Here is a 25,533-nt window from a genome sequence, read left to right as displayed (position 1 = left end):
ATTACTACAACCGGGAGCGTTGCAGTTTGAAATTGAAAAAGCTGAGTCCTGTCGCATACAGAACCCAGCTTGCACAGAGCGCCTGAATAGGCTTTTATGAGTGTCCAAGATTTGGGGGCCAGTTCAATGTTTTCAGACGGCCTTTTCAAATATCAAACACCAGCTTATTTAGCAGCGTCTTTCAATTTATCGGCAGCTTCTTGAGTCGCATCGGCTGCTTTACCCATAGCGTCTTTAGCTGCGTCTTTGGCAGCATCTTTAGCATCAGAAACCGCTTCTTTAGCTTCTTCAACCGCTTTACCGGCAGCATCTTTAGCGTCAGAAACTGCTTTATCTGCAGTTGCTTTAGCATCTGCAGCAGCGTCTTTAACATCAGAAACAGCTTGCTCAGCCGCACCTTTGGCTTCAGAAGCAGCAGCATCAACAGCAGAAGCTGCATTTTCAGCCGCAGCGTTTACATCGGAAGCAACAGCAGAAGCCGCCTCTTGGGTTTCTTTTTTCGCTTCTTGTGTACACGCCGCCAAGCCGGCTACCATCATTGCAGCAATCAATAATTTTTTCATGTTGTATATCCTTTGGTCTAAAAAATATCTGTCAAAACTGACAGACCAAAAAATCATAACATAATAAATGCTCAAAAAAGGGAGAATTAACGCCAAATAACAGCCGGTTTACGTTTTTTGAAAAAAATTTCAAAAAAACAGTTGACGAAAAAAAACAAGCTACCTATAATGAACAGCTTATCGGGTCGTTAGCTCAGTCGGTAGAGCAGCGGACTTTTAATCCGTTGGTCGAGCGTTCGAATCGCTCACGACCCACCAAATATGAAAACCTGCTTTGAAAAAAGCAGGTTTTTTTCATGTTCTCCGTAATAATCTACTTCTCCTACAAATATACTTGTATGCCAGACAATTTAAGCATACACTGACTACACACAACTACAACGACAGGAGAACTTGAAATGAAACAATTGGCCATGTACATCAACGGACGCTTTGAAAACGATTTCAACGGTGAATGGCGCGACGTATTGAACCCTTCCACCGAAGAAACCATCGCCCGCGAACCCAAAGGCGGCAAAGCTGACGTTGACCGCGCCGTAGCGGCGGCGCGTGCGGCGCAACCGGCATGGGAGCGGCTGCCTGCGGTCGAACGCGGCGCGTATTTGCGCAAAATCGCCCAAGGCATACGCGAACGCGCTGACGAGCTGACCGACACCATCGTTGCCGAAGGCGGTAAAACCAAAGACTTGGCGCGCGTGGAAGTCATGTTCACCGCCGACTATCTCGATTACCAAGCCGAATGGGCGCGCCGTTACGAAGGCGAAATCATCCAAAGCGACCGCCCGCGCGAAAACATTTTATTGTTCAAACGCCCGCTGGGCGTCGTGGCAGGCATCCTGCCGTGGAACTTCCCCTTCTTCCTGATTGCCCGCAAAATGGGTCCCGCTTTGGTAACGGGCAACACCATCGTCGTCAAACCCAGCAGCGTGACCCCGATCAACTGCCACATCTTCGCCGAAATCGTCGATGCGGTCGGACTGCCCGCAGGCGTGTTCAACGTGGTGAACGGTCCCGGCGCGGAAATCGGCAATGCCTTGTCCGCCCATCCGCAAGTCGATATGGTCAGCCTGACCGGCTCCGTCGAAGCGGGCCGCCAAGTGATGGAAGCCGCTTCCGCCAACATCACCAAAGTTTCGCTGGAACTCGGCGGCAAAGCCCCCGCCATCGTTTTGAAAGACGCGGATTTGGACTTGGCAGTGAAATCCATCTTGGCTTCGCGCGTCGGCAACACCGGTCAAATCTGCAACTGCGCCGAGCGCGTCTATGTCCACAGCAGCCTGAAAGACGCGTTCATTGAAAAAATGACCGCCGCCATGAAAGGCGTGCGCTACGGCAACCCTGCCGAAGCCGAAGCAGGCGCGCTGGAAATGGGCCCTCTGATTGAAGAGCGCGCCGTCAAAGCCGTTGCCGAAAAAGTGGAACGCGCCGTCAAACAAGGTGCGACGCTGGTTTGCGGCGGCAAACGCGCCGAAGGACGCGGCTATTTCTTCGAGCCGACCCTGCTGACCGACACCGACAACAACATGGACATCATGAAGGAAGAAACCTTCGGCCCCGTCCTGCCCGTTTCCACTTTCGACACGCTCGACCAAGTCATCGCCTTGGCAAACGACTGCGAATTTGGTCTGACCAGCTCCGTTTACACCACCAACCTGAACGAAGCCTTCTACGTCACCCGCCGCCTGCAATTCGGCGAAACCTACATCAACCGCGAAAACTTCGAAGCCATGCAGGGCTTCCACGCCGGTTGGAAAAAATCCGGCATCGGCGGCGCGGACGGCAAACACGGTTTGGAAGAATATCTGCAAACCCAAGTCGTTTATTTGGAAACCGATATCTAACTGCCGATACTGCCCTTCATGAAACAAAAGGCCGTCTGAAACCGATTTTTCAGGTTTCAGACGGCCTTTCTGCCTTTATAGAAAAAAACACCGACATCGCGTAAAATAGAGCCAATTTTTCACTTTATTCAGGCCGTCTGAAAATATCAGCAGCCTGACTCATTTTCCCGGAAAACACCATGAGCGAACAAAACAATCCGCAAACCGAGCCGCAGTTGGACGAAAACCAAATTATCGCCCTGCGCCGCGAAAAACTACACGACATCCGCCAACGGCGCATTGCCTATCCCAACGACTTCAAGCGTGACAGCTTTGCCGCCGATTTGCACGCCCAATACGGCGAAATCGGCAAAGAAGAACTCGACCCGCAAGCCGTTCCCGTCAAAATTGCCGGCCGCATGATGCTCAAACGCCAAATGGGCAAAGCCAGCTTCGCCACCATTCAAGACGTAACCGGCCAAATCCAGCTTTATCTGAACAACAAAGGCGTGAGTCAGGAAGTTTTGGATGATTTCAACCATTGGGACTTGGGCGACATCGTCGGCGCGGAAGGTACTTTGTTCAAAACCAACCACGGCGAATTGACCGTGCGCGTGTCCGACATCCGCCTGCTGTCCAAATCCTTGCGCCCGCTGCCCGACAAACATAAAGGCTTGAGCGATCAGGAAACCAAATACCGTCAACGCTACGTCGATTTGATTGCCAACGAAGAATCGCGCAATACCTTCATCAAACGCAGCCAAATCATCCAATCCGTGCGCAATTTCATGGTCAACGAGCATTATCTCGAAGTCGAAACCCCGATGATGCACCCAATTCCCGGCGGCGCGACAGCAAAACCATTCGTTACCCACCACAATGCCTTGGACATTCCGCTCTACCTGCGCATCGCGCCTGAGCTGTATCTGAAACGCTTGGTTGTCGGCGGTTTGGAACGCGTGTTTGAAATCAACCGCAGCTTCCGTAACGAGGGTATGTCCGTACGCCACAACCCTGAATTCACCATGATTGAATTCTACGAAGCCTTCTCCGACTACGAACGCATGATGCAAATGGCGGAAGACATCATCCGCAACGCTTCCCGCGCGGTAAACGGCACGGCAAAAATCAACTACAACGGCAAAGAAGTCGATTTGGAAAGCCCGTTTGAACGCCTGACCATTCTCGGTGCCATCAAGAAATACAATCCGCACTATACCGATGAGCAGTTGAACGATGAAGAATGGCTGAAAAAAGAAATCGTCAAACACGGCGAAAGCCTGCCGCCGTCTCCCGGCATCGGCAGCCTGCAACTTGCCCTGTTTGAAGGTTGCGCCGAGGGTAAACTGTGGAACCCGACCTTCATCGTCGATTACCCGGTCGAAGTTTCCCCGTTGGCACGCGCTTCGGATACGAAACAAGGTCTGACTGAACGTTTCGAATTGTTCGTTGTCGGTCGTGAGCTGGCAAACGGCTATTCCGAGTTGAACGACCCCGAAGACCAAGCCGAACGCTTCAAATCGCAAGTGGCGCAAAAAGACGCGGGCGACGACGAAGCCATGCACTACGATGCCGACTACATCCGCGCGATGGAATTCGGTCTGCCGCCGACAGGCGGTTGCGGCATCGGCATCGACCGCCTGGTAATGCTGCTGACTGATTCTCAAACCATCCGCGACGTGATTCTGTTCCCGCAAATGCGTCCCGAATAATACATTGAAATAAAATCGAGGCCGTCTGAAAACAAGACTCTGTTTTCAGACGGCCTTTTTGTTCAAATATGTAAAACGGAAAAATTAAAATCGATAGATTCTTTACACCATAATAATAAAATTACATGATAATCAAAAAGATAATATAAAAAAGAATATGTAAACGTTTTTCAGTTTGTTGACAGTCTGCTAGAATACATCCAGTTACAGACAGCCTCCACACACAGGCCGTCTGAAAATGCAGAAATTCTGAAAGGTTTGTATGGATCAATTTTTTGAACAGCTTCACGGCTGGGTAAACGCCATCAACGATCCAATGTGGTCGGGGTTGGTATATATGCTTTTAGGCGCAGGCCTCTTTTTTACCGTTACCACCGGTTTTGTACAATTCCGCCTCTTCGGCCGCAGTATCAAAGAAATGCTGGGCGGTCGCAAACAAGGTAATGATCCGCACGGAATCACACCGTTCCAAGCATTCGTTACCGGCTTGGCCAGCCGCGTAGGCGTGGGCAACATCGCCGGCGTGGCGATTGCCATCAAACTCGGCGGACCGGGCGCAGTGTTCTGGATGTGGGTAACCGCCTTAATCGGCATGAGTTCGGCGTTTGTCGAATCTTCACTGGCCCAACTCTTTAAAGTCCGGGACTACGACAACCACCACTTCCGCGGCGGCCCTGCCTACTACATCACTCAAGGCCTGGGACAAAAATGGCTGGGCGTTTTGTTCGCCCTGAGCCTGATTTTCTGTTTCGGCTTTGTATTTGAAGCTGTACAGACCAATACCATCGCCGATACCACCAAAGCGGCATGGGGCTGGGATCAACACTATGTCGGCGTCGCCCTGGTCATTCTGACTGCCCCGATTATCTTCGGCGGTATCCGCCGCGTATCCAAAGCCGCGGAAATCATCGTTCCGCTGATGGCAGTTTTATATCTCGTCATAGCACTCTTCATCATTGCTACCAATATTTCCCTGATTCCTGACGTGTTCGGTCAGATTTTCTCCAACGCGTTCAACTTCGATTCGGCTGCAGGCGGTTTCCTCGGCGGTCTGATTTCGACCACCATGATGCAGGGTATCAAACGCGGTCTGTATTCCAATGAGGCGGGTATGGGTTCCGCGCCGAACGCCGCAGCCGCAGCCGAAGTGAAACACCCCGTCTCCCAAGGCATGATTCAAATGCTGGGCGTTTTCGTCGATACCATCATCGTCTGCTCATGCACCGCCTTTATCGTCTTGACCTATCAACAGCCTTACGGCGACCTGAGCGGTGCGGCGCTGACCCAAGCGGCAATCGTCAGCCAGGTAGGCGAATGGGGCGCGGGCTTCCTTGCCGTCATCCTGTTTATGTTTGCCTTTTCAACCGTTATCGGTAACTATGCCTATGCCGAGTCCAACGTCCAATTCATCAAGAGCCATTGGCTGGTTACCGCCGTTTTCCGTATGCTGGTTTTGGCATGGGTCTACTTCGGCGCAGTTGCCAACGTACCCTTGGTATGGGATATGGCAGACATGGCAATGGGCATCATGGCATGGATTAACCTCGTCGCCATCCTGCTCCTGTCCCCACTCGCCTTCCTGCTGTTGAAAGACTACACAGCCAAGCTGAAAATGGGCAAAGCCCCAGAGTTCAAACTCTCCGAACACCCTGGCTTGAAACGCAAAATCAAATCCGATATCTGGTAACACCAAAGGCCGTCTGAAATTTCAGACGGCCTTTTTAATCCCTGCCATTTAGACAAAACGATGCCCCTTAAAGCGGAAGCCTTAAGGGGCAGAGCGTTGCGGCACATCTTTTCAGACGGCCTTATTGTAGCAACGTTTCTCATTTCGCAGTGCAACAATATGTCCAAATTCTAATTCCAAATCGGCACCCAGTCAAGCATTTCATTTGCATGGTAATACTTACCTAGGATATATTTATACTTACTAAACATCATATTACGGAGAAACTGATGGCTGCATTCAAACCCAATTCAATCAACTACATCATCGGCCTCGATATCGGCATCGCATCCGTCGGCTGGGCGATGGTAGAAATTGACGAAGAAGAAAACCCCATCCGCCTGATTGATTTGGGCGTGCGCGTATTTGAACGTGCCGAAGTACTGAAAACAGGCGACTCTCTCGCAGCGGCAAGACGCTTGGCACGCAGCGTCCGCCGCCTGACCCGCCGTCGTGCCCACCGCCTGCTTCGGGCCCGTCGCCTATTGAAACGCGAGGGCGTATTACAGGCTGCCGATTTTGATGAAAACGGCTTGATTAAATCCTTACCGAATACACCATGGCAACTTCGTATAGCCGCATTAGACCGCAAACTGACGCCTTTAGAGTGGTCGGCAGTCTTGTTGCATTTAATCAAACACCGCGGCTATTTGTCGCAACGGAAAAATGAAGGCGAAACTGCCGACAAGGAGCTTGGTGCTTTGCTTAAAGGCGTAGCCGACAATGCCCATGCCTTACAGACAGGCGATTTCCGCACACCGGCTGAATTGGCTTTAAATAAATTTGAGAAAGAAAGCGGCCATATCCGCAACCAGCGCGGCGATTATTCGCATACGTTCAGCCGCAAAGATTTGCAGGCAGAGCTAGTTTTGCTGTTTGAAAAACAAAAAGAATTTGGCAATCCGCATATTTCAGACGGCCTTAAAGAAGGTATTGAAACCCTGCTGATGGCGCAACGCCCTGCCCTGTCTGGCGATGCTGTTCAAAAAATGTTGGGGTATTGCACCTTTGAGCCGACAGAGCCGAAAGCCGCTAAAAACACCTATACCGCCGAACGTTTCATCTGGCTGACCAAGCTAAACAACCTGCGTATTTTAGAGCAAGGCAGCGAGCGGCCATTGACCGATACCGAACGCGCCACGCTTATGGACGAGCCATACAGAAAATCCAAACTGACTTACGCACAAGCCCGTAAACTTTTGGATCTAGACGATACCGCCTTTTTCAAAGGTTTGCGCTATGGTAAAGACAATACCGAAGCCTCAACATTGATGGAAATGAAGGCCTACCATGCCATCAGCCGTGCGCTGGAAAAAGAAGGATTGAAAGACAAAAAATCCCCATTAAACCTTTCTCCCGAATTACAAGACGAAATCGGCACGGCATTCTCCCTGTTCAAAACCGATGAAGACATTACAGGCCGTCTGAAAGACCGTGTACAGCCCGAAATATTAGAAGCGCTGTTAAAACACATCAACTTCGACAAGTTCGTCCAAGTTTCCTTGAAAGCGTTGCGCCGAATTGTGCCTCTAATGGAGCAAGGCAAACGTTACGATGAAGCCTGCGCCGAAATCTACGGGGACCATTACGGCAAGAAAAATACGGAAGAAAAGATTTATCTGCCGCCCATCCCTGCCGACGAAATCCACAACCCAGTCGTCTTGCGCGCCTTATCTCAAGCCAGAAAAGTCATTAACGGCGTGGTTCGGCGTTACGGCTCCCCTGCGCGTATCCATATTGAAACGGCAAGGGAAGTAGGAAAATCGTTTAAAGACCGCAAAGAAATCGAAAAACGCCAAGAAGAAAACCGTAAAGACCGGGAAAAAGCAGCCGCCAAATTCCGAGAGTATTTCCCCAATTTTGTCGGCGAACCCAAATCCAAAGATATTCTGAAACTGCGCCTGTACGAGCAACAACACGGCAAATGCCTGTATTCGGGCAAAGAAATCAGCTTAGGCCGTCTGAACGAAAAAGGCTATGTCGAAATCGACCATGCCCTGCCGTTCTCGCGCACATGGGACGACAGTTTCAACAATAAAGTGCTGGTATTGGGCAGCGAAAACCAGAACAAAGGCAACCAAACCCCTTACGAATACTTCAACGGCAAAGACAACAACCGCGAATGGCAGGAATTTAAAGCGCGTGTCGAAACCAGCCGTTTCCCACGCAGTAAAAAACAACGGATTCTGCTGCAAAAATTCGATGAAGATGGCTTTAAAGAACGCAATCTGAACGATACGCGCTACGTCAACCGTTTCCTGTGCCAATTCGTTGCCGACCATATGCTGCTGACAGGTAAAGGGAAAAGACGTGTCTTTGCATCCAACGGACAAATTACCAATCTGTTGCGCGGCTTTTGGGGATTGCGCAAAGTGCGTGCGGAAAACGACCGCCATCACGCCTTGGACGCCGTCGTCGTTGCCTGCTCGACCGTTGCCATGCAGCAGAAAATTACCCGTTTTGTACGCTATAAAGAGATGAACGCGTTTGACGGCAAAACCATAGATAAAGAAACAGGAGAAGTGCTGCATCAAAAAACACACTTCCCGCAACCTTGGGAATTTTTCGCACAAGAAGTCATGATTCGCGTCTTCGGCAAACCGGACGGCAAATCCGAATTTGAAGAAGCGGATACCCCCGAAAAACTGCGTACCCTGCTCGCAGAAAAATTATCTTCTCGCCCCGAAGCCGTGCACGAATACGTTACGCCACTGTTTGTTTCTCGCGCGCCCAATCGGAAGATGAGCGGGCAAGGCCATATGGAGACCGTCAAATCCGCCAAACGACTGGACGAAGGCATCAGCGTGTTGCGCGTACCGCTGACACAATTAAAACTGAAAGACTTGGAAAAAATGGTCAATCGGGAGCGCGAACATAAGCTATACGAAGGACTGAAAGCACGTTTGAAAGCACATAAAGACGATCCTGCCAAAGCCTTTGCCGAGCCGTTTTACAAATACGATAAAGCAGGCAACCGCACCCAACAGGTAAAAGCCGTACGCGTAGAGCAAGTACAGAAAACCGGCGTATGGGTGCGCAACCACAACGGCATTGCCGACAACGCAACCATGGTGCGCGTAGATGTGTTTGAGAAAGGCGGCAAGTATTATCTGGTCCCGATTTACAGTTGGCAGGTCGCAAAAGGGATTTTGCCGGATAGGGCTGTTGTAGCTTATGCAGATGAAGAGGACTGGACTGTAATAGATGAAAACTTCAGATTTAAATTTGTACTTTATTCGAATGATTTAATAAAAGTAACTGCCAAGAAAAACGTATTCTTTGGTTACTTTGTTAGTCTAAATAGAGCCACAGGAGCGATTGATATCCGTGTACATGACACAGATAGCACCAAAGGGAAAAACGGCATTTTCCAAAGTGTTGGTGTCAAAACCGCCCTTTCATTCCAAAAATACCAAATCGACGAACTCGGCAAAGAAATCAGACCATGCCGTCTGAAAAAACGCCCACCTGTCCGATAAATTAATCTATCCCTGTTTCAGACGGCCTGAAGCAGGGATTTTTTATATCAAAATAAGGGGAAAAACATGACTTGGCGCAGCCTGCTTATTCAAAATGGCGGCAAACTATCCTTGCAACGCCGGCAACTACTGATTCAACAAAACGGCGAGTCCCACACCGTACCATTAGAGGACATCGCCGTTATCATCATTGAAAACCGCGAAACCCTGATTACCGCCCCGCTCTTATCAGCCTTAGCCGAATATGGCACAACCCTGCTGACCTGCGACGAGCAGTTCCTCCCCTGCGGACAATGGCTGCCTTATGCCCAATATCACCGCCAACTTAAAATCCTCAAGCTGCAACTGAACATAAGCGAACCCTTAAAAAAGCAAATCTGGCAACATATCGTCCGCCAAAAAATCCTGAATCAAGCATTTGTCGCAGACGAAACAGGCAATGATCTTGCTGCCAAACGGCTGCGCACTTTGTCATCTGAAGTCCGTTCAGGCGATACAGGAAACCGTGAAGCCCAAGCTGCCGCCCTCTACTTCCAAGCCCTCTTTGGAGAAAAGTTTACTCGCAGTGACAACAATGCCGTCAATGCCGCATTGAACTACACCTACGCCGTACTCCGTGCAGCAGTTGCACGCACCCTGACCTTATATGGCTGGTTGCCTGCATTAGGCTTGTTTCATAGAAGCGAACTAAATCCATTCAACCTCGCCGATGACTTTATCGAACCCTTACGCCCATTGGCTGACCTGGTCATTATACATTTGTATGAACAAGGCCGTCTGAAAACTGATCTGACACCCAATATAAAACAAAACCTTATCAAGACCCTTCACTGTCAAATCTGCGTCGAACAGCAACATTTCAGCACCTTGGCTGCCATAGACCAAATGATTTCCTCATTTCAAGCCAGCGTAACCAATAAAAACGCCAAACAGCTGAAACTGCCTGAAATCTTGCCATTGAAAGAATACCAATATGAGTGAGGCCAAATTTATGAGGATTATTGTCTTCTTCGACCTACCGGTTACCACTGCAGCAAAACGCAAAGCCGCCAATCAATTCCGCCAGTTTCTATTAAAAGATGGATACCAAATGCTCCAGCTTTCCGTATACAGTCGTATTGTCAAAGGCCGCGATTCGTTGCAAAAACACCACAATAGGCTATGTGCAAACCTACCGCAAGAAGGGTCAATTCGCTGTTTGGAAGTAACAGAAAAGCAATATGCCACCATGAAGCTACTGTTGGGAGAGCTAAAAACCCAAGAAAAAAGAGTAAATTCAGACCAACTATTATTATTTTAAGTCCTATTTTTCAGACCAAATAAAATGGGAAACCCTTATAGAATAAGGGTTTCCCGTTGAGGTATTGTAGCACTGCGAAATGAGAAAGGGAGCTACAACAATTTGACTGAAATTTATAAGAACTCTTATATTGTAGCACTGCGAAATGAGAAAGGGAGCTACAACCATATATGCCAAATATGCGTCTTCCCCGTCATTGTAGCACTGCGAAATGAGAAAGGGAGCTACAACACGCGTTAACATAACGTAAATTTGTTAACGATTGTAGCACTGCGAAATGAGAAAGGGAGCTACAACTTATCTAAATTGGATATAACAGGTTTAGGGATTGTAGCACTGCGAAATGAGAAAGGGAGCTACAACCTCAACGCTACAAACCTGCATAGAGTTTGCATTGTAGCACTGCGAAATGAGAAAGGGAGCTACAACACCAAGGTACACCACTGAAAGAAATCACAAATTGTAGCACTGCGAAATGAGAAAGGGAGCTACAACCACGGATATAACGAGCGGCCGGAAACCAAAATTGTAGCACTGCGAAATGAGAAAGGGAGCTACAACACTTCCGCTGCTTGTGCCTGCATAGCCGTAATTGTAGCACTGCGAAATGAGAAAGGGAGCTACAACTTATTATGTGGCGTTTTATATAATCTGATTATTGTAGCACTGCGAAATGAGAAAGGGAGCTACAACACATTTGCCGACGACGTACAAGACGTCAAAATTGTAGCACTGCGAAATGAGAAAGGGAGCTACAACGAAGCTAACACCTTGGCGAATACCTGCTTCATTGTAGCACTGCGAAATGAGAAAGGGAGCTACAACACCGCCGCCGATGATCAGCAGTTTGCCCGGATTGTAGCACTGCGAAATGAGAAAGGGAGCTACAACTTGATGTTCTTTTGCGGCAATTAAAAAAAGATTGTAGCACTGCGAAATGAGAAAGGGAGCTACAACTTGTAGCGTTTGCGCCTTGCAAGGCCTCATATTGTAGCACTGCGAAATGAGAAAGGGAGCTACAACTGTAACGCCTCATGCGCCATAACCTCTTTGATTGTAGCACTGCGAAATGAGAAAGGGAGCTACAACTCCCAACGATATCGATTTGCTTGCGCTGGCATTGTAGCACTGCGAAATGAGAAAGGGAGCTACAACATAAATTGGGCGTATTGCTCAAAGGTTGTAATTGTAGCACTGCGAAATGAGAAAGGGAGCTACAACTGACACACCAGCTTGCCGTATTTTCCCCTCATTGTAGCACTGCGAAATGAGAAAGGGAGCTACAACTTCGCGCGGTCATCCCTGATTTGCGCCGGCATTGTAGCACTGCGAAATGAGAAAGGGAGCTACAACGCCTGATCCTGTCAGCCGTATGAAATCTGAATTGTAGCACTGCGAAATGAGAAAGGGTCTATCCAAATAAAAAAGCACCACCTAAACAGGTAGTGCTTTCATATTAATTTGCTTATTCAGCAGAATTAGCTGCTTTATCAACCAATTCAACCAATGCCAAAGGAGCATTGTCGCCTTTACGGAAACCGTATTTCAGTACACGAACATAGCCGCCGTTACGAGCAGCAAAGCGTGGACCCAATTCGTCAAACAATTTAACTACAACATCACGATCGCGAGTGCGGTCAAAAGCCAAACGACGGTTTGCCAAAGAAGGTTTTTTACCCAAGGTAATCAAGGGCTCAACTACGCGGCGCAATTCTTTTGCTTTAGGCAAAGTTGTCACGATGGTTTCGTGAGTCAACAAGGAATTCGCCATATTGCGCAGCATCGCAGCACGGTGGCTGCTAGTACGGTTTAATTTGCGGTTGCCATTACGATGACGCATGTCATTATCCTTTAATCTTCAAACTTACGGCTTTTCTAAGCCTACAGGCGGCCAAGCTTCTAATTTGGAACCTAATGTCAGACCTTTAGAGGCCAACACTTCTTTGATCTCATTCAAAGATTTACGACCCAAATTAGGGGTCTTGAGAAGCTCGGTTTCAGTACGTTGAATCAAATCGCCAATATAGTAAATATCTTCAGCTTTCAGACAATTAGCTGAACGTACGGTTAATTCCAAATCATCTACAGGACGCAGCAAGATAGGATCGATAGGAGGCGCTTTTTCTTCAACCTCTTCAACCGGAGTACCTTGCAGATCTGCAAAAATAGACATTTGGTCAATTAAGATACGTGCGGCACTACGTACAGCTTCTTCTGGATCAATAGAACCATTGGTTTCAATATCCAAAACCAATTTATCCAAATCCGTGCGTTGCTCTACGCGTGCAGGTTCAACTTCAAAGCTAACACGACTGATGGGCGAAAAGCTCGCATCCAACTGAATCGCACCAATCTGTTTGTTCTCATCACGCAATACGCGACGGCCTGAAACAGATTGATAACCACGACCTTGCTCAACTTTAATTTCCATGTCGATTTGGCCATTGTCAGCCAAGTGGCAAATAACATGTTCAGGATTGATGATTTCCACATCGTGTGGCAAATCAATATCACCGGCTACAACAGCACCGGCACCTGTTTTTTTCAAAGTCAACTGAACTTGGTTACGACCGTGAAGCTTGAATACGATACCTTTAATGTTCAAGAGAACGTCGACAACATCCTCTTGAACACCATCAATAGTAGAGTATTCGTGCAATACGCCGGAAATAACTACTTCAGTTGGGGCAAAGCCATTCATGGATGACAGTAAGATACGACGCAAAGCATTACCTAAAGTATGACCAAAACCACGTTCAAATGGCTGCATAGACACCTTGGCCCGAGTGGAAGACAAAGTATCTACATCGATTTGACGAGGTTTCAAAAATTCGGTTGTGCTATTTTGCATTTAACTGTCCCTCATTGAGCTAGCATTATTTAGAGTAGAACTCTACCACCAGCTGTTCATTAATATCGCCAGACAATTCTGAGCGATCCGGCATATTTTTGAATACGCCTTCCAATTTATCGGCATCAACAGATACCCAGCTTGGCAAGCCAATTTGAGTAGCCAGGCTCAATGCTTCTTGGATACGTACTTGTTTCTTAGCTTTTTCACGAACAGCTACAACATCACCTGCTTTAACTTGGAAAGAAGGGATATTAACAACTTGACCGTTTACAATGATAGCTTTGTGAGAAACCAATTGACGTGCTTCGGCGCGAGTAGAGCCAAAACCCATACGGTAAACGACATTGTCCAAACGAGACTCCAGCAATTGAAGCAGCAATTCACCGGTAGAGCCTTTACGACGATCTGCTTCCGCAAAGTAACGACGGAATTGACGCTCTAATACGCCATAAATACGACGGATTTTTTGTTTTTCACGCAATTGCAAACCGTAGTCTGACAAACGTGGTTTTTTCGCACCGTGTTGACCAGGTGCAGAATCCATTTTACATTTGGAATCCAAAGAGCGACGTGCACTCTTCAAAAACAGATCCGTACCTTCGCGACGTGCTAATTTACATTTAGGGCCAATATAACGTGCCATGTTTTAAATCACTCCAATATTAAATACGACGTTTTTTAGGCGGACGGCAACCGTTATGAGGCAACGGGGTAACGTCAGTAATGCTGGTAATCTTGAAACCAAGAGCGTTTAAAGCACGTACAGAAGATTCGCGACCAGGGCCAGGGCCTTTAATGCGAACTTCTAAATTTTTAACGCCATACTCTTGGGCAACTTTACCAGCTGCTTCTGCTGCAACTTGTGCTGCAAATGGTGTACTTTTACGAGAACCTTTAAAACCAGCGCCGCCAGAGGTAGCCCAAGACAATGCATTGCCTTGACGGTCAGTGATTGTAATGATGGTATTGTTGAAAGATGCATGAACGTGCACAATACCTTCGCTTACGGTTTTACGTACTTTTTTACGTACACGCGAAGCTGTGTTTGCTTTAGCCATTAATCAAATTCCTTAAAATTTATTTCTTACCGGCAATCGCTTTGCGCGGACCTTTACGGGTACGAGCATTTGTGCGAGTGCGTTGACCACGACAAGGCAAGCCACGACGATGACGGAAGCCGCGATAGCAACCCATATCCATCAGTCGTTTAATGCTCATCGTTACTTCACGACGCAAATCGCCTTCAACTTCATATTTAGCAACTTGCTCACGCAAAGCGTCTAATTGAGCCTCGTCCAAATCTTTTGCTTTAGTACTAGGAGCAATATTTGCTGCCTCACAAATCAATTTAGCACGAGTCGCACCAATACCATAAATAGCCTGAAGGCCAATTACGATATGGGCATTATTAGGGATATTTACCCCTGCAATACGAGCCATATTTTTTCCTTTTTAGGGTAAAGTATGTCACTATACCACAAAATCAATAGTTAAGAAAACTAGCTTCTTAACCTTGACGTTGTTTGTGACGTGGGTCAGTACAAATTACGCGAACTACACGATTACGACGAATAATCTTGCAATTGCGACAAATTTTCTTTACAGAAGGTTGTACACGCATTTTATTTCCTTTTATCGTTTATCTTGCTCGGAAAACAATCCGAGCACGGGTTAAATCATAAGGAGTCAATTCAACTGTTACCTTATCACCTGGAGAAATACGGATATAGTGCATCCGCATTTTGCCAGATATATGACCAAGTACTACATGATCATTTTCCAGTTTTACTTTAAATGTTGCATTGGGCAAAGTCTCAAGGATTTCGCCCTGCATCTGTATGGTATCTTCTTTAGCCATAAGCCTACTTACGTGACAAAGATTTCATATCTGGACGACTCATCAAGTCTTCATACTGACTACTCATTCGATATGAATTGATTTGCGTCCTAAAATCCATTGTAACGACAACCAAAATGAGCAGAGATGTTCCACCTAAATAGAAAGGAACTTTCAATGCCGTCGTTAAAAATTCAGGTATCAGACAGATTGTAGTAATATACAAAGCACCAAATAATGTCAGTCTCAGTACAACTTTTTCCAAATATCTAGAGGTTTGCTCACCTGGGCGAATACCCGGCACAAATGCACCACTCTTCTTCAAATTTTCAGCCATCTCTTTAGGGCTAAATACTAAAGCAGTATAGAAATAGCAGAAGAAGATGATAGTTGTGGCAAATAATACAATATACAAAGGCTGTCCGTGTTGCAGCATCGCAGCAACCTTATGAAGAACAGAATTTGTACTATTTGAACCAAACCAACCTAAAAGGGTAGATGGAAATAAAATGATACTGGAAGCAAAAATAGGAGGAATAACACCTGCCATATTTAGCTTGAACGGCATATGAATGCTTTGTCCCGGCATCATTCCAGAGCCAAACTGTCTTTTAGCATAATGCACAGGAACTTTACGCTGAGCACTCTCAAAATAAACTACAGCATAGATCAACAGCAAAATACCAATCACAATTGATACTGCCATCAACATACTCATGGAACCTTGTTCAGTCAAAGTTAACAACCGAACAATACCGGATGGGATACCCGATACAATGCCTGCTGTAATGATTAAAGAAATACCATTACCAATACCACGCTCGGTAATTTGCTCCCCTAACCACATCAGAAACATAGTACCTGTAACCAAACAGACTACTGTAGAAATATGAAACTCAAGCGAAGTTGTTACAACAACACCTTGTTGATAAACAAATGTTGCAACACCAAAGCTTTGCAATACAGCCAATAATACCGTCCCATACCTAGTATACTTCGTAATTATTTTTCTACCAGCCTCACCTTCCTTCTTCAAAGCTTTTAAAGAAGGAACAATCTCAGAAGCAAGCTGAACAATAATCGATGCCGAAATATAAGGCATGATACCAATTGCAAATATACTAAAGCGCTCCAACGAACCACCCGAGAACATATTTAACATTCCGAATATGCCGTTTGCAGCGCCTTCGTATAACTTAGCTAATGCAACAGCATCTACGCCCGGTACCGGTATATGAGCACCAATACGGAAAACGACTAAAGCACCTAAAAGGAACGCCAGACGTTTTTTCAGATCACCAAATTTGGATAATCCTGATAAAGATTGTTGATTAGCCACTGTAGTGCAAGCCTTATTCTTCTACTTTACCACCGGCAGCTTCAATAGCAGCTTTAGCACCTTTAGTAGCTTTTACACCTTTCAAGGTAACTGCTTTTGAGATTTCACCAGAAGCAATAACTTTTACATTAGAAACAGTTGCAGGAATCAGACCAGCTTGTTTAAGAACCAAGACATCAATCTCGTTCACAGCAATCAGATTTAATTCACTCAAACGAACTTCAGCATTTGCGGCAGCAGTCAAAGATTTGAAACCACGTTTCGGCAGACGGCGTTGCAAAGGCATTTGACCGCCTTCAAAACCTACCTTGTGGAAGCCACCAGAACGGCTTTTTTGACCTTTATGACCACGACCACCTGTCTTACCCAAGCCGCTACCAATACCACGGCCTACACGACGACTGGCGCGAGTAGCACCCTCAGCAGGTTGAATAGTATTCAAAAACATATTAAGACTCCACTTTCAACAAGTAGCTGATTTTATTGATCATGCCACGGTTTTCAGGGGTATCCAAAACCTCTACAGTATGTTCACGGCGGCGCAAACCTAAACCACGAGCACATGCACGATGAGATTCAATTGTACCGATCAGGCTCTTAACCAATGTAACTTTAATCTTTTTTTGCTCAGTCATGGTTAGCTCCCAAAATATCTTCTACTGTCAAGCCACGTTTAGCAGCAATATCAGCAGGGGTATACAGTTTAGACAAACCGTCTAATGTAGCGCGTACAATATTGTAAGGATTAGTAGAACCATGTACTTTAGCTGAAATGTTATGAATACCCATAGCATCAAATACTAAACGCATTGGACCACCAGCTTTTACACCGCTACCTTCTTTAGCAGGTTGCATAAATACCTTAGTAGCACCATGACGACCAATAACCTCATGATGAATAGTACCGTTTTTCAAAGGTACTTTAATCATAGAGCGTCGAGCTTGATCCATTGCTTTTTGAACAGCAACTGGTACTTCTTTTGATTTGCCTTTGCCCATACCGATGCGACCATCACCATCACCAACAACAGTCAGTGCGGAGAAAGCCATGATACGACCACCTTTAACTACTTTAGTCACGCGATTAACTGCGACCATCTTTTCAATCAGGCCGTCACCGCGTTCTTCAATTTCATGTTTTGCCATCTGAAAGTCTCCAAATATTAGAAGCTTAAACCATTTTCACGTGCAGCTTCAGCCAAAGCTTTCACACGACCGTGATATTGGAAACCTGAACGGTCAAAAGCAACTTTTTCAACACCCGCTGCTTTAGCTTTTTCAGCAATACGCTTACCAACTACAGCTGCTGCTTCAACGTTACTACCTGATTTCAGGCTACTACGTACTTCAGCTTCCAATGTAGAGGCTTGAGCCAATACTTTATCACCTTCAGCACTAATTACTTGAGCATAAATATGATTATTGCTGCGGAACACACATAATCTTACCATTTTCAAGTCCGCAATACGCGCACGGGTTTTGCGTGCACGACGGAGTCGGGTTGTATGTTTATCCATTAGTGAACCTCAATTATTTTTTCTTGGCTTCTTTCATCACTACTACTTCACCCACATAACGAACACCTTTACCTTTATAAGGCTCAGGAGAACGGAATGCGCGAATTTCAGCAGCGACTTGGCCAACCACTTGTTTATCTGCACCAGTCAAAACGATTTCTGTTTGGCTAGGAGTTTGAACAGAAACACCTTCAGGCATTTCATATACGATTGGATGAGAGAAACCCAAAGACAAGTTCAAAACTTTGCCTTGAGCTTGGGCACGATAACCCACACCAATCAATTGAAGTTTTTTCTCAAAACCTTCAGAAACACCCTTAACCATGTTATTAACCAATGCACGAGCAGTACCAGACATAGCATTAGCCTGTTTACTGTCATTTTTTGCAGCAAAAGTCAATTTACCATCGTTCAGTTCAATAGCAACATCGGAATGCAAAGGAAAAGACAATTCGCCGTTTTTACCTTTGATAACCAATGTATCTGTTCCGAATTTTACTTCTACACCAGCAGGAACAGTCACTGGGTTTTTTGCGACGCGTGACATTTACTTTTCTCCACTAGGCTACGATGCACAACAACTCACCACCAACACCCTCAGAACGGGCTTTGCGATCAGTCATTACACCTTTAGAAGTACTAACAATAGCGACACCCAAGCCATTCATTACGCTAGGGATCTCACTTGATGCTTTGTAAATACGCAAACCTGGACGTGAAACACGTTTAATTTGCTCAATCACAGGACGACCTGCATAGTATTTTAATTGAATTTCCAATACCGGTTTTGCATCAGCAGAAACCGCAAAATCCTCGATATAACCTTCTTCTTTCAGAACTTTTGCAATTGCACATTTCAGTTTTGAGGAAGGCATGGCAACTGCTGCTTTATTAGCACGTTGCGCATTGCGAATACGAGTCAACATATCGGAAATAGGATCATGCATACTCATTATTTATACTCCTATTACCAGCTAGCTTTAACAACACCAGGGATCTCGCCACGCATAGCGATTTCACGGATTTTAATACGGCCCAAACCAAATTTACGGAAAGTGCCACGAGGACGACCTGTTAAAGCACAACGACGACGTTGACGTACAGGTGCTGCATTACGAGGAATGGATTGAAATTTCAAACGTGCTTCAAAACGTTCTTCTTCAGTCGCATTAGCATCATTAATAACAGCGAAAATTGCCTCACGTTTAGCTGCAAACTTTTTCGCCAATGCTTGACGTTTCAGCTCACGATTAATAAGTGCTTTCTTAGCCATGATTATCCTTTAAACGGAAACTTGAACAGTGACAACAAAGCTTTCGCTTCTTCATCAGTTTTTGCAGTAGTTGTAATAGTAATGTTCAAACCACGCAAAGCATCGATTTTATCGTATTCAATTTCCGGGAAAATAATTTGCTCACGAACGCCCATATTGTAATTGCCACGACCATCAAATGATTTACCGCTTACACCACGGAAGTCACGTACGCGAGGCAACGCAATAGTAATCAAACGATCCAAGAATTCAAACATTTGATCACGACGCAATGTTACTTTGCAACCAACTGGATAGTTATCACGGATTTTAAAACCTGCGATAGATTTACGAGCAACAGTAACAACTGGTTTTTGACCAGCAATTTTCTCTAAATCAGAAACAGCATGCTCCATAACTTTTTTATCAGCAACAGCTTCACCCACACCCATATTCAAGGTGATTTTTTCAATACGTGGAACTTCCATTACTGATTTGTAACCAAATTGTTTAACTAATTCAGGAACAACTGTATCTTTATAAAACTCTCTCAAACGAGCCATGTTATCTCCTTATGCTCCAATGATAGAGCCATTTGATTTGAAGAAACGAACGCGTTTAACTTTGCCTTCATTTTCAATCAGCTTAATACCAACACGGTCTGCTTTATTAGTTTCCGGATTCAGGATTGCAATATTAGAAATATCCAAAGGCATTTCTTTAGTAATAATACCACCCTCAATACCACGCATTGGATTAGGTTTTTGATGGCGTTTCACAACATTAACACCCTCAACAACAACTTTATCACCCAACACTCGAACTACTTGACCTTGCTTACCTTTATCTTTACCAGTAATCACTACAACCTGATCGCCTTTAATGATCTTATTCATCGCGCTATTCCTTATAATACTTCAGGCGCCAATGAAACGATTTTCATAAATCGCTCAGTACGCAATTCACGGGTTACCGGACCAAAAATACGGGTACCCAGAGGTTCAAGTTTATTATTCAACAACACAGCAGCATTGTTATCGAATTTAATTAACGCACCATCAGGACGACGTACACCCTTAGCAGTACGAACAACTACCGCATTGTATACATCACCTTTTTTGACACGACCACGTGGGGCTGCATCCTTAACTGCAACTTTAATAATGTCGCCAACAGAAGCGTAGCGACGCTTAGATCCGCCCAATACTTTGATGCACATTACGCGACGCGCACCAGAGTTATCAGCCACATCTAAGATGGTCTGCATTTGAATCATATTAGTACCTTTAAATTAACCAACTTAATTTACCACTTTCATATAACTCGCACCTTACTTTAAGCTGCTTATTAAATGAAACCTTCACGGTTCTAGTAAACCAGTCTTGGATCCCGAAGGGAGAGAAACTTCCATAAGAAGCTGGAAGATAAGAAACGAAGTTTACACGCAAATTAACTTTGCTGCAAGACTTCGTTTCTTATTAAGCTACATTACTGTGTTTTAAATCAAACAGTACGCGCTTTCTCAACCAATTCTTTTACAACCCAAGACTTGGTTTTTGACAAAGGACGAGATTCCTCGATTACCACTACGTCACCAATGCCATATTGATTGTTTTCATCATGAGCATGGATTTTAGTTGATAAACGAATAATTTTACCGTACAGAGGGTGTTTAACTTTACGCTCAACCAATACTGTAACAGTTTTGTCCATTTTGTCGCTTACCACTTTGCCTTGCAAAGTACGAACATTTTTAGCTTCGCTCATTACTTAGCACCTTTTTCAGTTAAAATGGTTTTAATACGAGCAATATCGCGGCGTACACGTTTCAACTCGCTAGATTTACCCAACTGACCGGTTGCATTTTGCATGCGTAAGCCAAACTGAGCTTTCAACAAGTCCAACAAATCAGAGTTTAATTGCTCAATAGATTTGTCTTTCAATTCATTTGCTTTCATTATTGACCCACCTGTCTTACTACAAAGGTTGTAGGAATAGGCAATTTGGCAGCGGCCAATTCAAATGCTTCACGAGCCAAAGACTCAGGAACACCGTCCATTTCGTACAATACCTTGCCTGGTTTAACTTCAGCAATGTAATATTCCACATTACCTTTACCGCCACCCATACGAACTTGGATAGGTTTCTCAGTAATTGGTTTATCAGGGAATACACGAATCCAAATACGACCGCCACGTTTAATATGACGAGTCATAGTACGACGAGCAGCTTCGATTTGGCGGGCAGTCAAACGACCACGGCCTACGGCTTTCAAACCGAACTCACCGAAACTTACTTTGTTACCGCGAGTAGCAATACCGGTGTTACGGCCTTTTTGTTGCTTGCGATATTTCAGTCTAGTTGGCTGCAGCATTACGTCCACCTGCCTTTCTTTGTTTCTTCTCATGCTCAGATTTAGAAGATTTAATATTACCTTCTGTATAAACCCAAACTTTCAGACCCAGTACACCATAAGTAGTGTGTGCTTCGCTAGTTGCATAATCTACGTTCGCACGCAAAGTATGCAAAGGTACACGACCTTCACGGTACCATTCGCTACGAGCAATATCAGCACCATTCAGGCGGCCTGAAGTCATGATCTTGATGCCTTTAGCACCAGAACGCATTGCATTTTGCATTGCACGTTTCATAGCGCGACGGAATTGAACACGTTTTTCAAGCTGCTGGGCAATACCATCAGCAATGATTTGAGCATCCAATTCAGGACGACGAATCTCTTCAATATTTACATGAACAGGCACACCCATCAGAGCTTGCAAGTCACGTTTCAAGATTTCGATATCCTCGCCTTTTTTACCAATAACCACACCTGGACGAGCAGAGTGAATGGTAATACGTGCAGATTTAGCAGGACGTTCAATCACTACGCGACCAACTGAAGCATTAGCCAGTTTTTTACGCAAGTAGTTACGAACATCAATATCTTGTTTCAAAACAGTAGAAAAGTCGGTGCTTTTAGCAAACCATTTTGAAGCCCAGTCTTTAGTTACCGCCAGGCGAAAGCCTGTAGGGTTAATCTTTTGTCCCATAGCTTTTCCTTAGTTGCCCACTGTCACGTTAATATGACAAGTTTGTTTCTCGATGCGGTTACCGCGACCTTTGGCACGAGCTTGGAAACGTTTCAAGCTTGGGCCTTTGTCAACAAAGATAGTTACCACTTTCAGTTCGTCAATGTCGGCACCATTGTTGTGCTCGGCATTGGCGATTGCTGATTCCAATACTTTTTTAATCAGCTCAGCACCTTTTTTAGGGCTGAATGCCAAGATATTCAAAGCTTGGGCAACGTCTTTACCACGAATCAAATCAGCTACCAAACGAACTTTTTGAGCTGAAATACGGGCGTTTTTATGTTGTGCACTTACTCTCATGATTCACCTTATTTCTTTTTAGCCTTTTTATCAGCCAAGTGGCCTTTAAAGGTACGGGTCAATGAGAACTCACCTAATTTATGACCAACCATGTTATCGCTGATGAACACAGGCACGTGAGTGCGACCGTTGTGAACAGCGATAGTCAGACCGATGAAATCAGGCAAAATGGTAGAACGACGTGACCAAGTTTTAATTGGGCGTTTGTCGTTGCTTGCACGAGCAGCATCTACTTTTTTCAGCAAATGCAGGTCTACATATGGGCCTTTTTTTAATGAACGAGCCATACTAATTAACCTTTATTTGAGTAACGACGACGAACAATCATGTTATCCGTGCGTTTGTTATTACGAGTGCGGTAGCCCTTAGCAGGAGTACCCCATGGGCTAACCGGTTCGCGAGCCTCACCAGTACGGCCTTCACCACCACCATGTGGGTGATCAACAGGGTTCATTACAACACCACGAACGGTCGGACGAATACCACGCCAGCGGTTAGCACCAGCTTTACCGATTTTTTTCAGGCTTTGTTCTTCGTTACCAACTTCACCGATAGTTGCACGGCAATTTACGCTAATTTTGCGTACTTCGCCAGAACGCAAACGAACCTGTGCGTAAGCACCTTCTTTTGCAAGCAATACCGCAGAAGCACCAGCAGAACGTGCAATTTGTGCACCTTTACCTGGTTTCATTTCGATACAGTGAATAGTTGTACCAACAGGAATATTGCGGATCGGCAGAGTGTTACCTACTTTGATCGCAGCTTCAGCACCGGAAACCAATACTGCACCGGCTTGAATACCACGAGGAGCAATAATGTAGCGACGCTCACCATCTGCATAGCACAACAGTGCGATAAATGCAGTACGGTTAGGGTCATATTCGATACGCTCTACTTTTGCAGGGATACCGTCTTTGTTACGTTTAAAATCTACGACGCGGTAATGATGTTTATGACCACCACCTTTATGACGGGTAGTGATATGACCATTGTTGTTACGACCGGCAGTAGAATTTTTCTTTTCCAGCAGAGGTGCATAAGGTGCACCTTTGTGCAAACCTTCTGTTACCACGCGAACCATGCCGCGACGGCCTGCAGAGGTCGGCTTCATTTTAACGATTGCCATTTTGTTTATTCCTTATCTGCAGCTGCAGCAGCGGCTTCCAAATCCAACTCTTGACCGGCAGCCAAGCTTACATAAGCCTTTTTAACATCGCTGCGACGACCTAAAGTGCGACCAAAACGTTTAACTTTACCTTTAATGGTAACAGTAGTAACGTCTGCAACTTGAACGCCGAACAGCAGCTCAACAGCCGCTTTAATTTCAGGTTTAGTTGCATTTGCCAAAACTTTAAACGTCATTTGGTTACGTTTTTCAGCCAATACGTTGCTTTTTTCAGAAACGATAGGTTCCAAGATTACTTGAGTCAAACGTTGTTGATTCATACCCATTGCTCCTCTAATTGTGCAACTGCATCTTTAGTGATAACGACTTTTTTGTAACGCAGCAAGCTGTAAGGATCAACTTGTTGAGCTTCCAAAACCAATACGTTAGGCAAGTTGCGTGAAGCCAAGTAAACATTCTCGTCGAGCTGTTTAGTTACAAACAGAACTTGCTCCAAACCCAAATTTTTCACTTGTTCAGCAAAAACTTTAGTTTTAGGAGTTTCAGCAGTCAATGCTTCGATTGCAAACAAACGTTCATCACGAGCCAATTGGGACAAAATAGTCGCCATACCGGCACGGTACATTTTACGGTTCACTTTTTGAGTGAAGTTTTCATCAGGTTTGTTTGGGAATGCACGACCACCTTTACGCCACAGCGGAGAAGAAGTCATACCGGAACGAGCACGGCCGGTACCTTTTTGGCGCCATGGTTTTTTAGTAGAGTGGTTTACTTCGGCACGAGTTTTTTGAGCACGATTACCAGAACGGGCATTTGCTAAGTAAGCAGTAACCAGTTGGTGAACCAGAGCTTCATTGTATTCACGAGCAAACAAAGCATCAGAAACAGCCAAGCTGCCAGATACTTGTCCTTTAGCGTCAATTACTTTCAATTCCATTACGCACCCACTTTCACGCTAGGACGAACCACGACGTCGCTGTTAACCGAACCAGGAACAGCACCTTTAACCAACAAGAGTTGGCGTTCAGCATCAACACGTACAACTTCCAATTTTTGAACAGTTGCTTTAGTGTTACCGTATTGACCTGCCATACGTTTACCAGGGAACACGCGACCAGGGTCTTGTGCCATACCGATAGAACCAGGAACACGGTGAGAACGGGAGTTACCGTGGGAAGTACGTTGAGCACCGAAGTTATGACGTTTGATCGTACCAGAGAAACCTTTACCTTTAGATGTACCGGTTACATCTACCAATTGACCAACTTCAAACATAGAAACAGTAATTTCATCACCGGCTTTCAATTCAGCCAGTTTTTCTTCAGTCAAAGCAAATTCAACCAAACCGCGACCAGCTTCAACACCAGCTTTAGCAAAGTGACCGGCTTCAGTTTTGTTGACACGATTAGCTTTTTTCTGACCAAAGGTAACTTGTATAGCAGTGTAGCCGTCAGTATCTTTGGATTTCACTTGTGTAACGCGGTTGGCAGACATATCTAAAACGGTTACCGGAACAGAAACACCCTGTTCGTCGAACACGCGAGTCATACCAACTTTGCGTCCAACCAGACCTAAAGTCATGATTATTTTCCTTTTAAGTAAAGGGGCGGGCTACGATT

36 protein-coding genes, 1 tRNA gene and 1 CRISPR repeat array are annotated in these 25,533 nt (G+C 45.5%); of the genes, 8 read left to right on the top strand and 29 right to left on the bottom strand.

The window, feature by feature from the left end:
* Window positions 1-86: IS3 family transposase (locus tag ACTHTQ_RS07580; RefSeq protein ID WP_159069413.1), on the top strand; the 86-nt coding region annotated here is incomplete at its 5' end.
* Window positions 87-164: 78 nt separating this feature from the next.
* Here the strand turns inward: ACTHTQ_RS07580 and ACTHTQ_RS07575 are convergent.
* The gene (locus ACTHTQ_RS07575) at window positions 165-563 is read right to left on the bottom strand and encodes an Ag473 family lipoprotein (RefSeq protein ID WP_070645672.1); all 399 of its coding nucleotides are present in this window, start codon (window positions 561-563) and stop codon (window positions 165-167) included.
* 182 nt (window positions 564-745) lie between these two features.
* On the opposite strand from ACTHTQ_RS07575, the gene ACTHTQ_RS07570 reads away from it, so the two are divergent.
* The 7 genes from ACTHTQ_RS07570 (at window position 746) to cas2 (ending at window position 10,600) form a co-directional block, all read left to right on the top strand.
* Window positions 746-821: transfer RNA gene (locus ACTHTQ_RS07570), tRNA-Lys, on the top strand.
* A gap of 140 nt (window positions 822-961) precedes the next feature.
* On the top strand, window positions 962-2,404 hold the full coding sequence (gene aldA, locus ACTHTQ_RS07565; RefSeq protein WP_440363561.1) for an aldehyde dehydrogenase: 1,443 nt from the start codon (window positions 962-964) through the stop codon (window positions 2,402-2,404).
* A gap of 179 nt (window positions 2,405-2,583) precedes the next feature.
* Complete coding sequence (lysS, locus tag ACTHTQ_RS07560; RefSeq protein WP_440363560.1) at window positions 2,584-4,095, top strand: lysine--tRNA ligase; 1,512 nt, start codon at window positions 2,584-2,586, stop codon at window positions 4,093-4,095.
* Between the two features lie 262 nt (window positions 4,096-4,357).
* Window positions 4,358-5,782 (top strand): alanine/glycine:cation symporter family protein, encoded by a 1,425-nt coding sequence (locus tag ACTHTQ_RS07555; protein WP_440363559.1) that lies wholly within the window; start codon window positions 4,358-4,360, stop codon window positions 5,780-5,782.
* Between the two features lie 269 nt (window positions 5,783-6,051).
* A complete protein-coding gene (cas9, locus tag ACTHTQ_RS07550; protein ID WP_440363558.1) occupies window positions 6,052-9,300 on the top strand; it encodes a type II CRISPR RNA-guided endonuclease Cas9 in 3,249 nt (1,082 codons plus the stop codon).
* 66 nt (window positions 9,301-9,366) lie between these two features.
* Window positions 9,367-10,281: a type II CRISPR-associated endonuclease Cas1 gene (gene cas1 / locus ACTHTQ_RS07545; RefSeq protein ID WP_440363557.1), complete on the top strand. Its 915-nt coding sequence runs from the start codon at window positions 9,367-9,369 to the stop codon at window positions 10,279-10,281.
* Window positions 10,274-10,600 (top strand): CRISPR-associated endonuclease Cas2, encoded by a 327-nt coding sequence (gene cas2, locus ACTHTQ_RS07540; RefSeq protein ID WP_033912916.1) that lies wholly within the window; start codon window positions 10,274-10,276, stop codon window positions 10,598-10,600. Before cas1 ends, cas2 begins: the two co-directional genes overlap by 8 nt.
* 63 nt (window positions 10,601-10,663) lie before the next feature.
* Window positions 10,664-12,019: direct repeats of the CRISPR family, unit length 36 nt; unit sequence ATTGTAGCACTGCGAAATGAGAAAGGGAGCTACAAC.
* A 46-nt stretch (window positions 12,020-12,065) separates the two neighbouring features.
* On the opposite strand, the gene rplQ is transcribed toward cas2, so the two are convergent.
* From rplQ to rplC, 28 genes are all read right to left on the bottom strand, one after another.
* A complete protein-coding gene (rplQ, locus tag ACTHTQ_RS07535; RefSeq protein ID WP_440363556.1) occupies window positions 12,066-12,440 on the bottom strand; it encodes a 50S ribosomal protein L17 in 375 nt (124 codons plus the stop codon).
* Between the two features lie 24 nt (window positions 12,441-12,464).
* Complete coding sequence (locus ACTHTQ_RS07530; protein WP_003684706.1) at window positions 12,465-13,451, bottom strand: DNA-directed RNA polymerase subunit alpha; 987 nt, start codon at window positions 13,449-13,451, stop codon at window positions 12,465-12,467.
* 25 nt (window positions 13,452-13,476) lie between these two features.
* Entirely contained in the window at window positions 13,477-14,097 is a 621-nt protein-coding gene (gene rpsD / locus ACTHTQ_RS07525; RefSeq protein WP_003684796.1) for a 30S ribosomal protein S4, read from the bottom strand.
* A gap of 19 nt (window positions 14,098-14,116) precedes the next feature.
* Complete coding sequence (gene rpsK, locus ACTHTQ_RS07520) at window positions 14,117-14,512, bottom strand: 30S ribosomal protein S11 (protein ID WP_002216249.1); 396 nt, start codon at window positions 14,510-14,512, stop codon at window positions 14,117-14,119.
* A 19-nt stretch (window positions 14,513-14,531) separates the two neighbouring features.
* Window positions 14,532-14,894, bottom strand: coding sequence for a 30S ribosomal protein S13 (rpsM, locus tag ACTHTQ_RS07515; protein ID WP_003684758.1), 363 nt, complete (start codon window positions 14,892-14,894; stop codon window positions 14,532-14,534).
* A gap of 67 nt (window positions 14,895-14,961) precedes the next feature.
* Window positions 14,962-15,075, bottom strand: a complete 114-nt coding sequence (gene rpmJ / locus ACTHTQ_RS07510) for a 50S ribosomal protein L36 (RefSeq protein ID WP_003697674.1) — start codon at window positions 15,073-15,075, stop codon at window positions 14,962-14,964.
* 18 nt (window positions 15,076-15,093) lie between these two features.
* Complete coding sequence (gene infA / locus ACTHTQ_RS07505) at window positions 15,094-15,312, bottom strand: translation initiation factor IF-1 (RefSeq protein ID WP_003684714.1); 219 nt, start codon at window positions 15,310-15,312, stop codon at window positions 15,094-15,096.
* A 4-nt stretch (window positions 15,313-15,316) separates the two neighbouring features.
* A complete protein-coding gene (gene secY / locus ACTHTQ_RS07500) occupies window positions 15,317-16,630 on the bottom strand; it encodes a preprotein translocase subunit SecY (protein WP_440363555.1) in 1,314 nt (437 codons plus the stop codon).
* Window positions 16,631-16,643: 13 nt separating this feature from the next.
* Window positions 16,644-17,078, bottom strand: a complete 435-nt coding sequence (gene rplO / locus ACTHTQ_RS07495) for a 50S ribosomal protein L15 (RefSeq protein WP_003684730.1) — start codon at window positions 17,076-17,078, stop codon at window positions 16,644-16,646.
* Window position 17,079: 1 nt separating this feature from the next.
* Window positions 17,080-17,265 carry a 50S ribosomal protein L30 gene (gene rpmD, locus ACTHTQ_RS07490; protein ID WP_003684808.1) on the bottom strand — a complete coding sequence of 62 codons (186 nt, stop codon included), beginning with the start codon at window positions 17,263-17,265 and terminating at the stop codon, window positions 17,080-17,082.
* Window positions 17,258-17,776, bottom strand: coding sequence for a 30S ribosomal protein S5 (gene rpsE / locus ACTHTQ_RS07485; RefSeq protein WP_003684704.1), 519 nt, complete (start codon window positions 17,774-17,776; stop codon window positions 17,258-17,260). Before rpsE ends, rpmD begins: the two co-directional genes overlap by 8 nt.
* A 17-nt stretch (window positions 17,777-17,793) precedes the next feature.
* On the bottom strand, window positions 17,794-18,147 hold the full coding sequence (gene rplR / locus ACTHTQ_RS07480) for a 50S ribosomal protein L18 (protein WP_003684709.1): 354 nt from the start codon (window positions 18,145-18,147) through the stop codon (window positions 17,794-17,796).
* Between the two features lie 13 nt (window positions 18,148-18,160).
* Complete coding sequence (gene rplF, locus ACTHTQ_RS07475) at window positions 18,161-18,694, bottom strand: 50S ribosomal protein L6 (RefSeq protein WP_003684811.1); 534 nt, start codon at window positions 18,692-18,694, stop codon at window positions 18,161-18,163.
* Window positions 18,695-18,707: 13 nt separating this feature from the next.
* Window positions 18,708-19,100, bottom strand: coding sequence for a 30S ribosomal protein S8 (gene rpsH, locus ACTHTQ_RS07470; RefSeq protein ID WP_003684738.1), 393 nt, complete (start codon window positions 19,098-19,100; stop codon window positions 18,708-18,710).
* Window positions 19,101-19,114: 14 nt separating this feature from the next.
* Window positions 19,115-19,420: a 30S ribosomal protein S14 gene (rpsN, locus tag ACTHTQ_RS07465; RefSeq protein WP_003684736.1), complete on the bottom strand. Its 306-nt coding sequence runs from the start codon at window positions 19,418-19,420 to the stop codon at window positions 19,115-19,117.
* 2 nt (window positions 19,421-19,422) lie between these two features.
* Entirely contained in the window at window positions 19,423-19,962 is a 540-nt protein-coding gene (gene rplE, locus ACTHTQ_RS07460) for a 50S ribosomal protein L5 (RefSeq protein WP_003684750.1), read from the bottom strand.
* Window positions 19,963-19,971: 9 nt separating this feature from the next.
* Window positions 19,972-20,295 (bottom strand): 50S ribosomal protein L24, encoded by a 324-nt coding sequence (gene rplX, locus ACTHTQ_RS07455; protein ID WP_003684754.1) that lies wholly within the window; start codon window positions 20,293-20,295, stop codon window positions 19,972-19,974.
* Between the two features lie 11 nt (window positions 20,296-20,306).
* On the bottom strand, window positions 20,307-20,675 hold the full coding sequence (gene rplN / locus ACTHTQ_RS07450; protein WP_002215434.1) for a 50S ribosomal protein L14: 369 nt from the start codon (window positions 20,673-20,675) through the stop codon (window positions 20,307-20,309).
* 227 nt (window positions 20,676-20,902) lie between these two features.
* Window positions 20,903-21,166 carry a 30S ribosomal protein S17 gene (gene rpsQ / locus ACTHTQ_RS07445; RefSeq protein ID WP_003684766.1) on the bottom strand — a complete coding sequence of 88 codons (264 nt, stop codon included), beginning with the start codon at window positions 21,164-21,166 and terminating at the stop codon, window positions 20,903-20,905.
* A complete protein-coding gene (gene rpmC, locus ACTHTQ_RS07440) occupies window positions 21,166-21,357 on the bottom strand; it encodes a 50S ribosomal protein L29 (RefSeq protein WP_003684705.1) in 192 nt (63 codons plus the stop codon). The genes rpsQ and rpmC overlap by 1 nt, the downstream gene beginning before the upstream one ends.
* Window positions 21,357-21,773: a 50S ribosomal protein L16 gene (rplP, locus tag ACTHTQ_RS07435; RefSeq protein WP_003684741.1), complete on the bottom strand. Its 417-nt coding sequence runs from the start codon at window positions 21,771-21,773 to the stop codon at window positions 21,357-21,359. The genes rpmC and rplP overlap by 1 nt, the downstream gene beginning before the upstream one ends.
* Window positions 21,757-22,449, bottom strand: coding sequence for a 30S ribosomal protein S3 (gene rpsC / locus ACTHTQ_RS07430; RefSeq protein ID WP_049329186.1), 693 nt, complete (start codon window positions 22,447-22,449; stop codon window positions 21,757-21,759). Before rpsC ends, rplP begins: the two co-directional genes overlap by 17 nt.
* Window positions 22,450-22,458: 9 nt before the next feature.
* Window positions 22,459-22,788: a 50S ribosomal protein L22 gene (gene rplV / locus ACTHTQ_RS07425; protein ID WP_049329185.1), complete on the bottom strand. Its 330-nt coding sequence runs from the start codon at window positions 22,786-22,788 to the stop codon at window positions 22,459-22,461.
* 8 nt (window positions 22,789-22,796) lie between these two features.
* Entirely contained in the window at window positions 22,797-23,075 is a 279-nt protein-coding gene (gene rpsS, locus ACTHTQ_RS07420) for a 30S ribosomal protein S19 (RefSeq protein ID WP_002215422.1), read from the bottom strand.
* 5 nt (window positions 23,076-23,080) lie between these two features.
* The gene (gene rplB / locus ACTHTQ_RS07415; RefSeq protein ID WP_003684813.1) at window positions 23,081-23,914 is read right to left on the bottom strand and encodes a 50S ribosomal protein L2; all 834 of its coding nucleotides are present in this window, start codon (window positions 23,912-23,914) and stop codon (window positions 23,081-23,083) included.
* A 5-nt stretch (window positions 23,915-23,919) separates the two neighbouring features.
* Complete coding sequence (rplW, locus tag ACTHTQ_RS07410; RefSeq protein WP_440363554.1) at window positions 23,920-24,234, bottom strand: 50S ribosomal protein L23; 315 nt, start codon at window positions 24,232-24,234, stop codon at window positions 23,920-23,922.
* Entirely contained in the window at window positions 24,231-24,851 is a 621-nt protein-coding gene (gene rplD, locus ACTHTQ_RS07405) for a 50S ribosomal protein L4 (RefSeq protein ID WP_003684798.1), read from the bottom strand. The genes rplW and rplD overlap by 4 nt, the downstream gene beginning before the upstream one ends.
* The gene (rplC, locus tag ACTHTQ_RS07400; protein ID WP_308111879.1) at window positions 24,851-25,495 is read right to left on the bottom strand and encodes a 50S ribosomal protein L3; all 645 of its coding nucleotides are present in this window, start codon (window positions 25,493-25,495) and stop codon (window positions 24,851-24,853) included. The genes rplD and rplC overlap by 1 nt, the downstream gene beginning before the upstream one ends.
* Between the last annotated feature and the right edge of the window lie 38 nt (window positions 25,496-25,533).

Source organism: Neisseria sp. P0020.S003, from assembly GCF_051957095.1.
GTDB lineage: Bacteria > Pseudomonadota > Gammaproteobacteria > Burkholderiales > Neisseriaceae > Neisseria > Neisseria subflava.
The sequence above is the reverse complement of the archived record's forward strand: the minus strand, read 5'-3'. Positions and strand labels throughout refer to the sequence as shown.

Excerpts from the sequence above, each read along its gene's own strand:
- rplV (WP_049329185.1), bottom strand. The coding sequence starts at position 22,788 with ATGAGAGTAAGTGCACAACATAAAAACGCCCGTATTTCAGCTCAAAAA.
- rpsC (WP_049329186.1), bottom strand. The coding sequence starts at position 22,449 with ATGGGACAAAAGATTAACCCTACAGGCTTTCGCCTGGCGGTAACTAAA.
- rpmD (WP_003684808.1), bottom strand. The coding sequence starts at position 17,265 with ATGACTGAGCAAAAAAAGATTAAAGTTACATTGGTTAAGAGCCTGATC.
- rplC (WP_308111879.1), bottom strand. The coding sequence starts at position 25,495 with ATGACTTTAGGTCTGGTTGGACGCAAAGTTGGTATGACTCGCGTGTTC.
- rpmJ (WP_003697674.1), bottom strand. The coding sequence starts at position 15,075 with ATGCGTGTACAACCTTCTGTAAAGAAAATTTGTCGCAATTGCAAGATT.
- rpsS (WP_002215422.1), bottom strand. The coding sequence starts at position 23,075 with ATGGCTCGTTCATTAAAAAAAGGCCCATATGTAGACCTGCATTTGCTG.
- rplP (WP_003684741.1), bottom strand. The coding sequence starts at position 21,773 with ATGCTGCAGCCAACTAGACTGAAATATCGCAAGCAACAAAAAGGCCGT.
- rpmC (WP_003684705.1), bottom strand. The coding sequence starts at position 21,357 with ATGAAAGCAAATGAATTGAAAGACAAATCTATTGAGCAATTAAACTCT.
- rpsE (WP_003684704.1), bottom strand. The coding sequence starts at position 17,776 with ATGGCAAAACATGAAATTGAAGAACGCGGTGACGGCCTGATTGAAAAG.
- rplW (WP_440363554.1), bottom strand. The coding sequence starts at position 24,234 with ATGAATCAACAACGTTTGACTCAAGTAATCTTGGAACCTATCGTTTCT.
- rplB (WP_003684813.1), bottom strand. The coding sequence starts at position 23,914 with ATGGCAATCGTTAAAATGAAGCCGACCTCTGCAGGCCGTCGCGGCATG.
- rplN (WP_002215434.1), bottom strand. The coding sequence starts at position 20,675 with ATGATTCAAATGCAGACCATCTTAGATGTGGCTGATAACTCTGGTGCG.
- rplE (WP_003684750.1), bottom strand. The coding sequence starts at position 19,962 with ATGGCTCGTTTGAGAGAGTTTTATAAAGATACAGTTGTTCCTGAATTA.
- cas1 (WP_440363557.1), top strand. The coding sequence starts at position 9,367 with ATGACTTGGCGCAGCCTGCTTATTCAAAATGGCGGCAAACTATCCTTG.
- rplQ (WP_440363556.1), bottom strand. The coding sequence starts at position 12,440 with ATGCGTCATCGTAATGGCAACCGCAAATTAAACCGTACTAGCAGCCAC.
- rpsH (WP_003684738.1), bottom strand. The coding sequence starts at position 19,100 with ATGAGTATGCATGATCCTATTTCCGATATGTTGACTCGTATTCGCAAT.
- ACTHTQ_RS07530 (WP_003684706.1), bottom strand. The coding sequence starts at position 13,451 with ATGCAAAATAGCACAACCGAATTTTTGAAACCTCGTCAAATCGATGTA.
- rpsN (WP_003684736.1), bottom strand. The coding sequence starts at position 19,420 with ATGGCTAAGAAAGCACTTATTAATCGTGAGCTGAAACGTCAAGCATTG.
- cas2 (WP_033912916.1), top strand. The coding sequence starts at position 10,274 with ATGAGTGAGGCCAAATTTATGAGGATTATTGTCTTCTTCGACCTACCG.
- rpsQ (WP_003684766.1), bottom strand. The coding sequence starts at position 21,166 with ATGAGCGAAGCTAAAAATGTTCGTACTTTGCAAGGCAAAGTGGTAAGC.
- cas9 (WP_440363558.1), top strand. The coding sequence starts at position 6,052 with ATGGCTGCATTCAAACCCAATTCAATCAACTACATCATCGGCCTCGAT.
- infA (WP_003684714.1), bottom strand. The coding sequence starts at position 15,312 with ATGGCTAAAGAAGATACCATACAGATGCAGGGCGAAATCCTTGAGACT.
- rplD (WP_003684798.1), bottom strand. The coding sequence starts at position 24,851 with ATGGAATTGAAAGTAATTGACGCTAAAGGACAAGTATCTGGCAGCTTG.
- rplX (WP_003684754.1), bottom strand. The coding sequence starts at position 20,295 with ATGAATAAGATCATTAAAGGCGATCAGGTTGTAGTGATTACTGGTAAA.
- rplR (WP_003684709.1), bottom strand. The coding sequence starts at position 18,147 with ATGGATAAACATACAACCCGACTCCGTCGTGCACGCAAAACCCGTGCG.
- rpsK (WP_002216249.1), bottom strand. The coding sequence starts at position 14,512 with ATGGCTAAAGCAAACACAGCTTCGCGTGTACGTAAAAAAGTACGTAAA.
- rpsD (WP_003684796.1), bottom strand. The coding sequence starts at position 14,097 with ATGGCACGTTATATTGGCCCTAAATGTAAATTAGCACGTCGCGAAGGT.
- lysS (WP_440363560.1), top strand. The coding sequence starts at position 2,584 with ATGAGCGAACAAAACAATCCGCAAACCGAGCCGCAGTTGGACGAAAAC.
- ACTHTQ_RS07575 (WP_070645672.1), bottom strand. The coding sequence starts at position 563 with ATGAAAAAATTATTGATTGCTGCAATGATGGTAGCCGGCTTGGCGGCG.
- rpsM (WP_003684758.1), bottom strand. The coding sequence starts at position 14,894 with ATGGCTCGTATTGCAGGGGTAAATATCCCTAATAATGCCCATATCGTA.
- rplO (WP_003684730.1), bottom strand. The coding sequence starts at position 17,078 with ATGTTTTTGAATACTATTCAACCTGCTGAGGGTGCTACTCGCGCCAGT.
- aldA (WP_440363561.1), top strand. The coding sequence starts at position 962 with ATGAAACAATTGGCCATGTACATCAACGGACGCTTTGAAAACGATTTC.
- rplF (WP_003684811.1), bottom strand. The coding sequence starts at position 18,694 with ATGTCACGCGTCGCAAAAAACCCAGTGACTGTTCCTGCTGGTGTAGAA.
- ACTHTQ_RS07555 (WP_440363559.1), top strand. The coding sequence starts at position 4,358 with ATGGATCAATTTTTTGAACAGCTTCACGGCTGGGTAAACGCCATCAAC.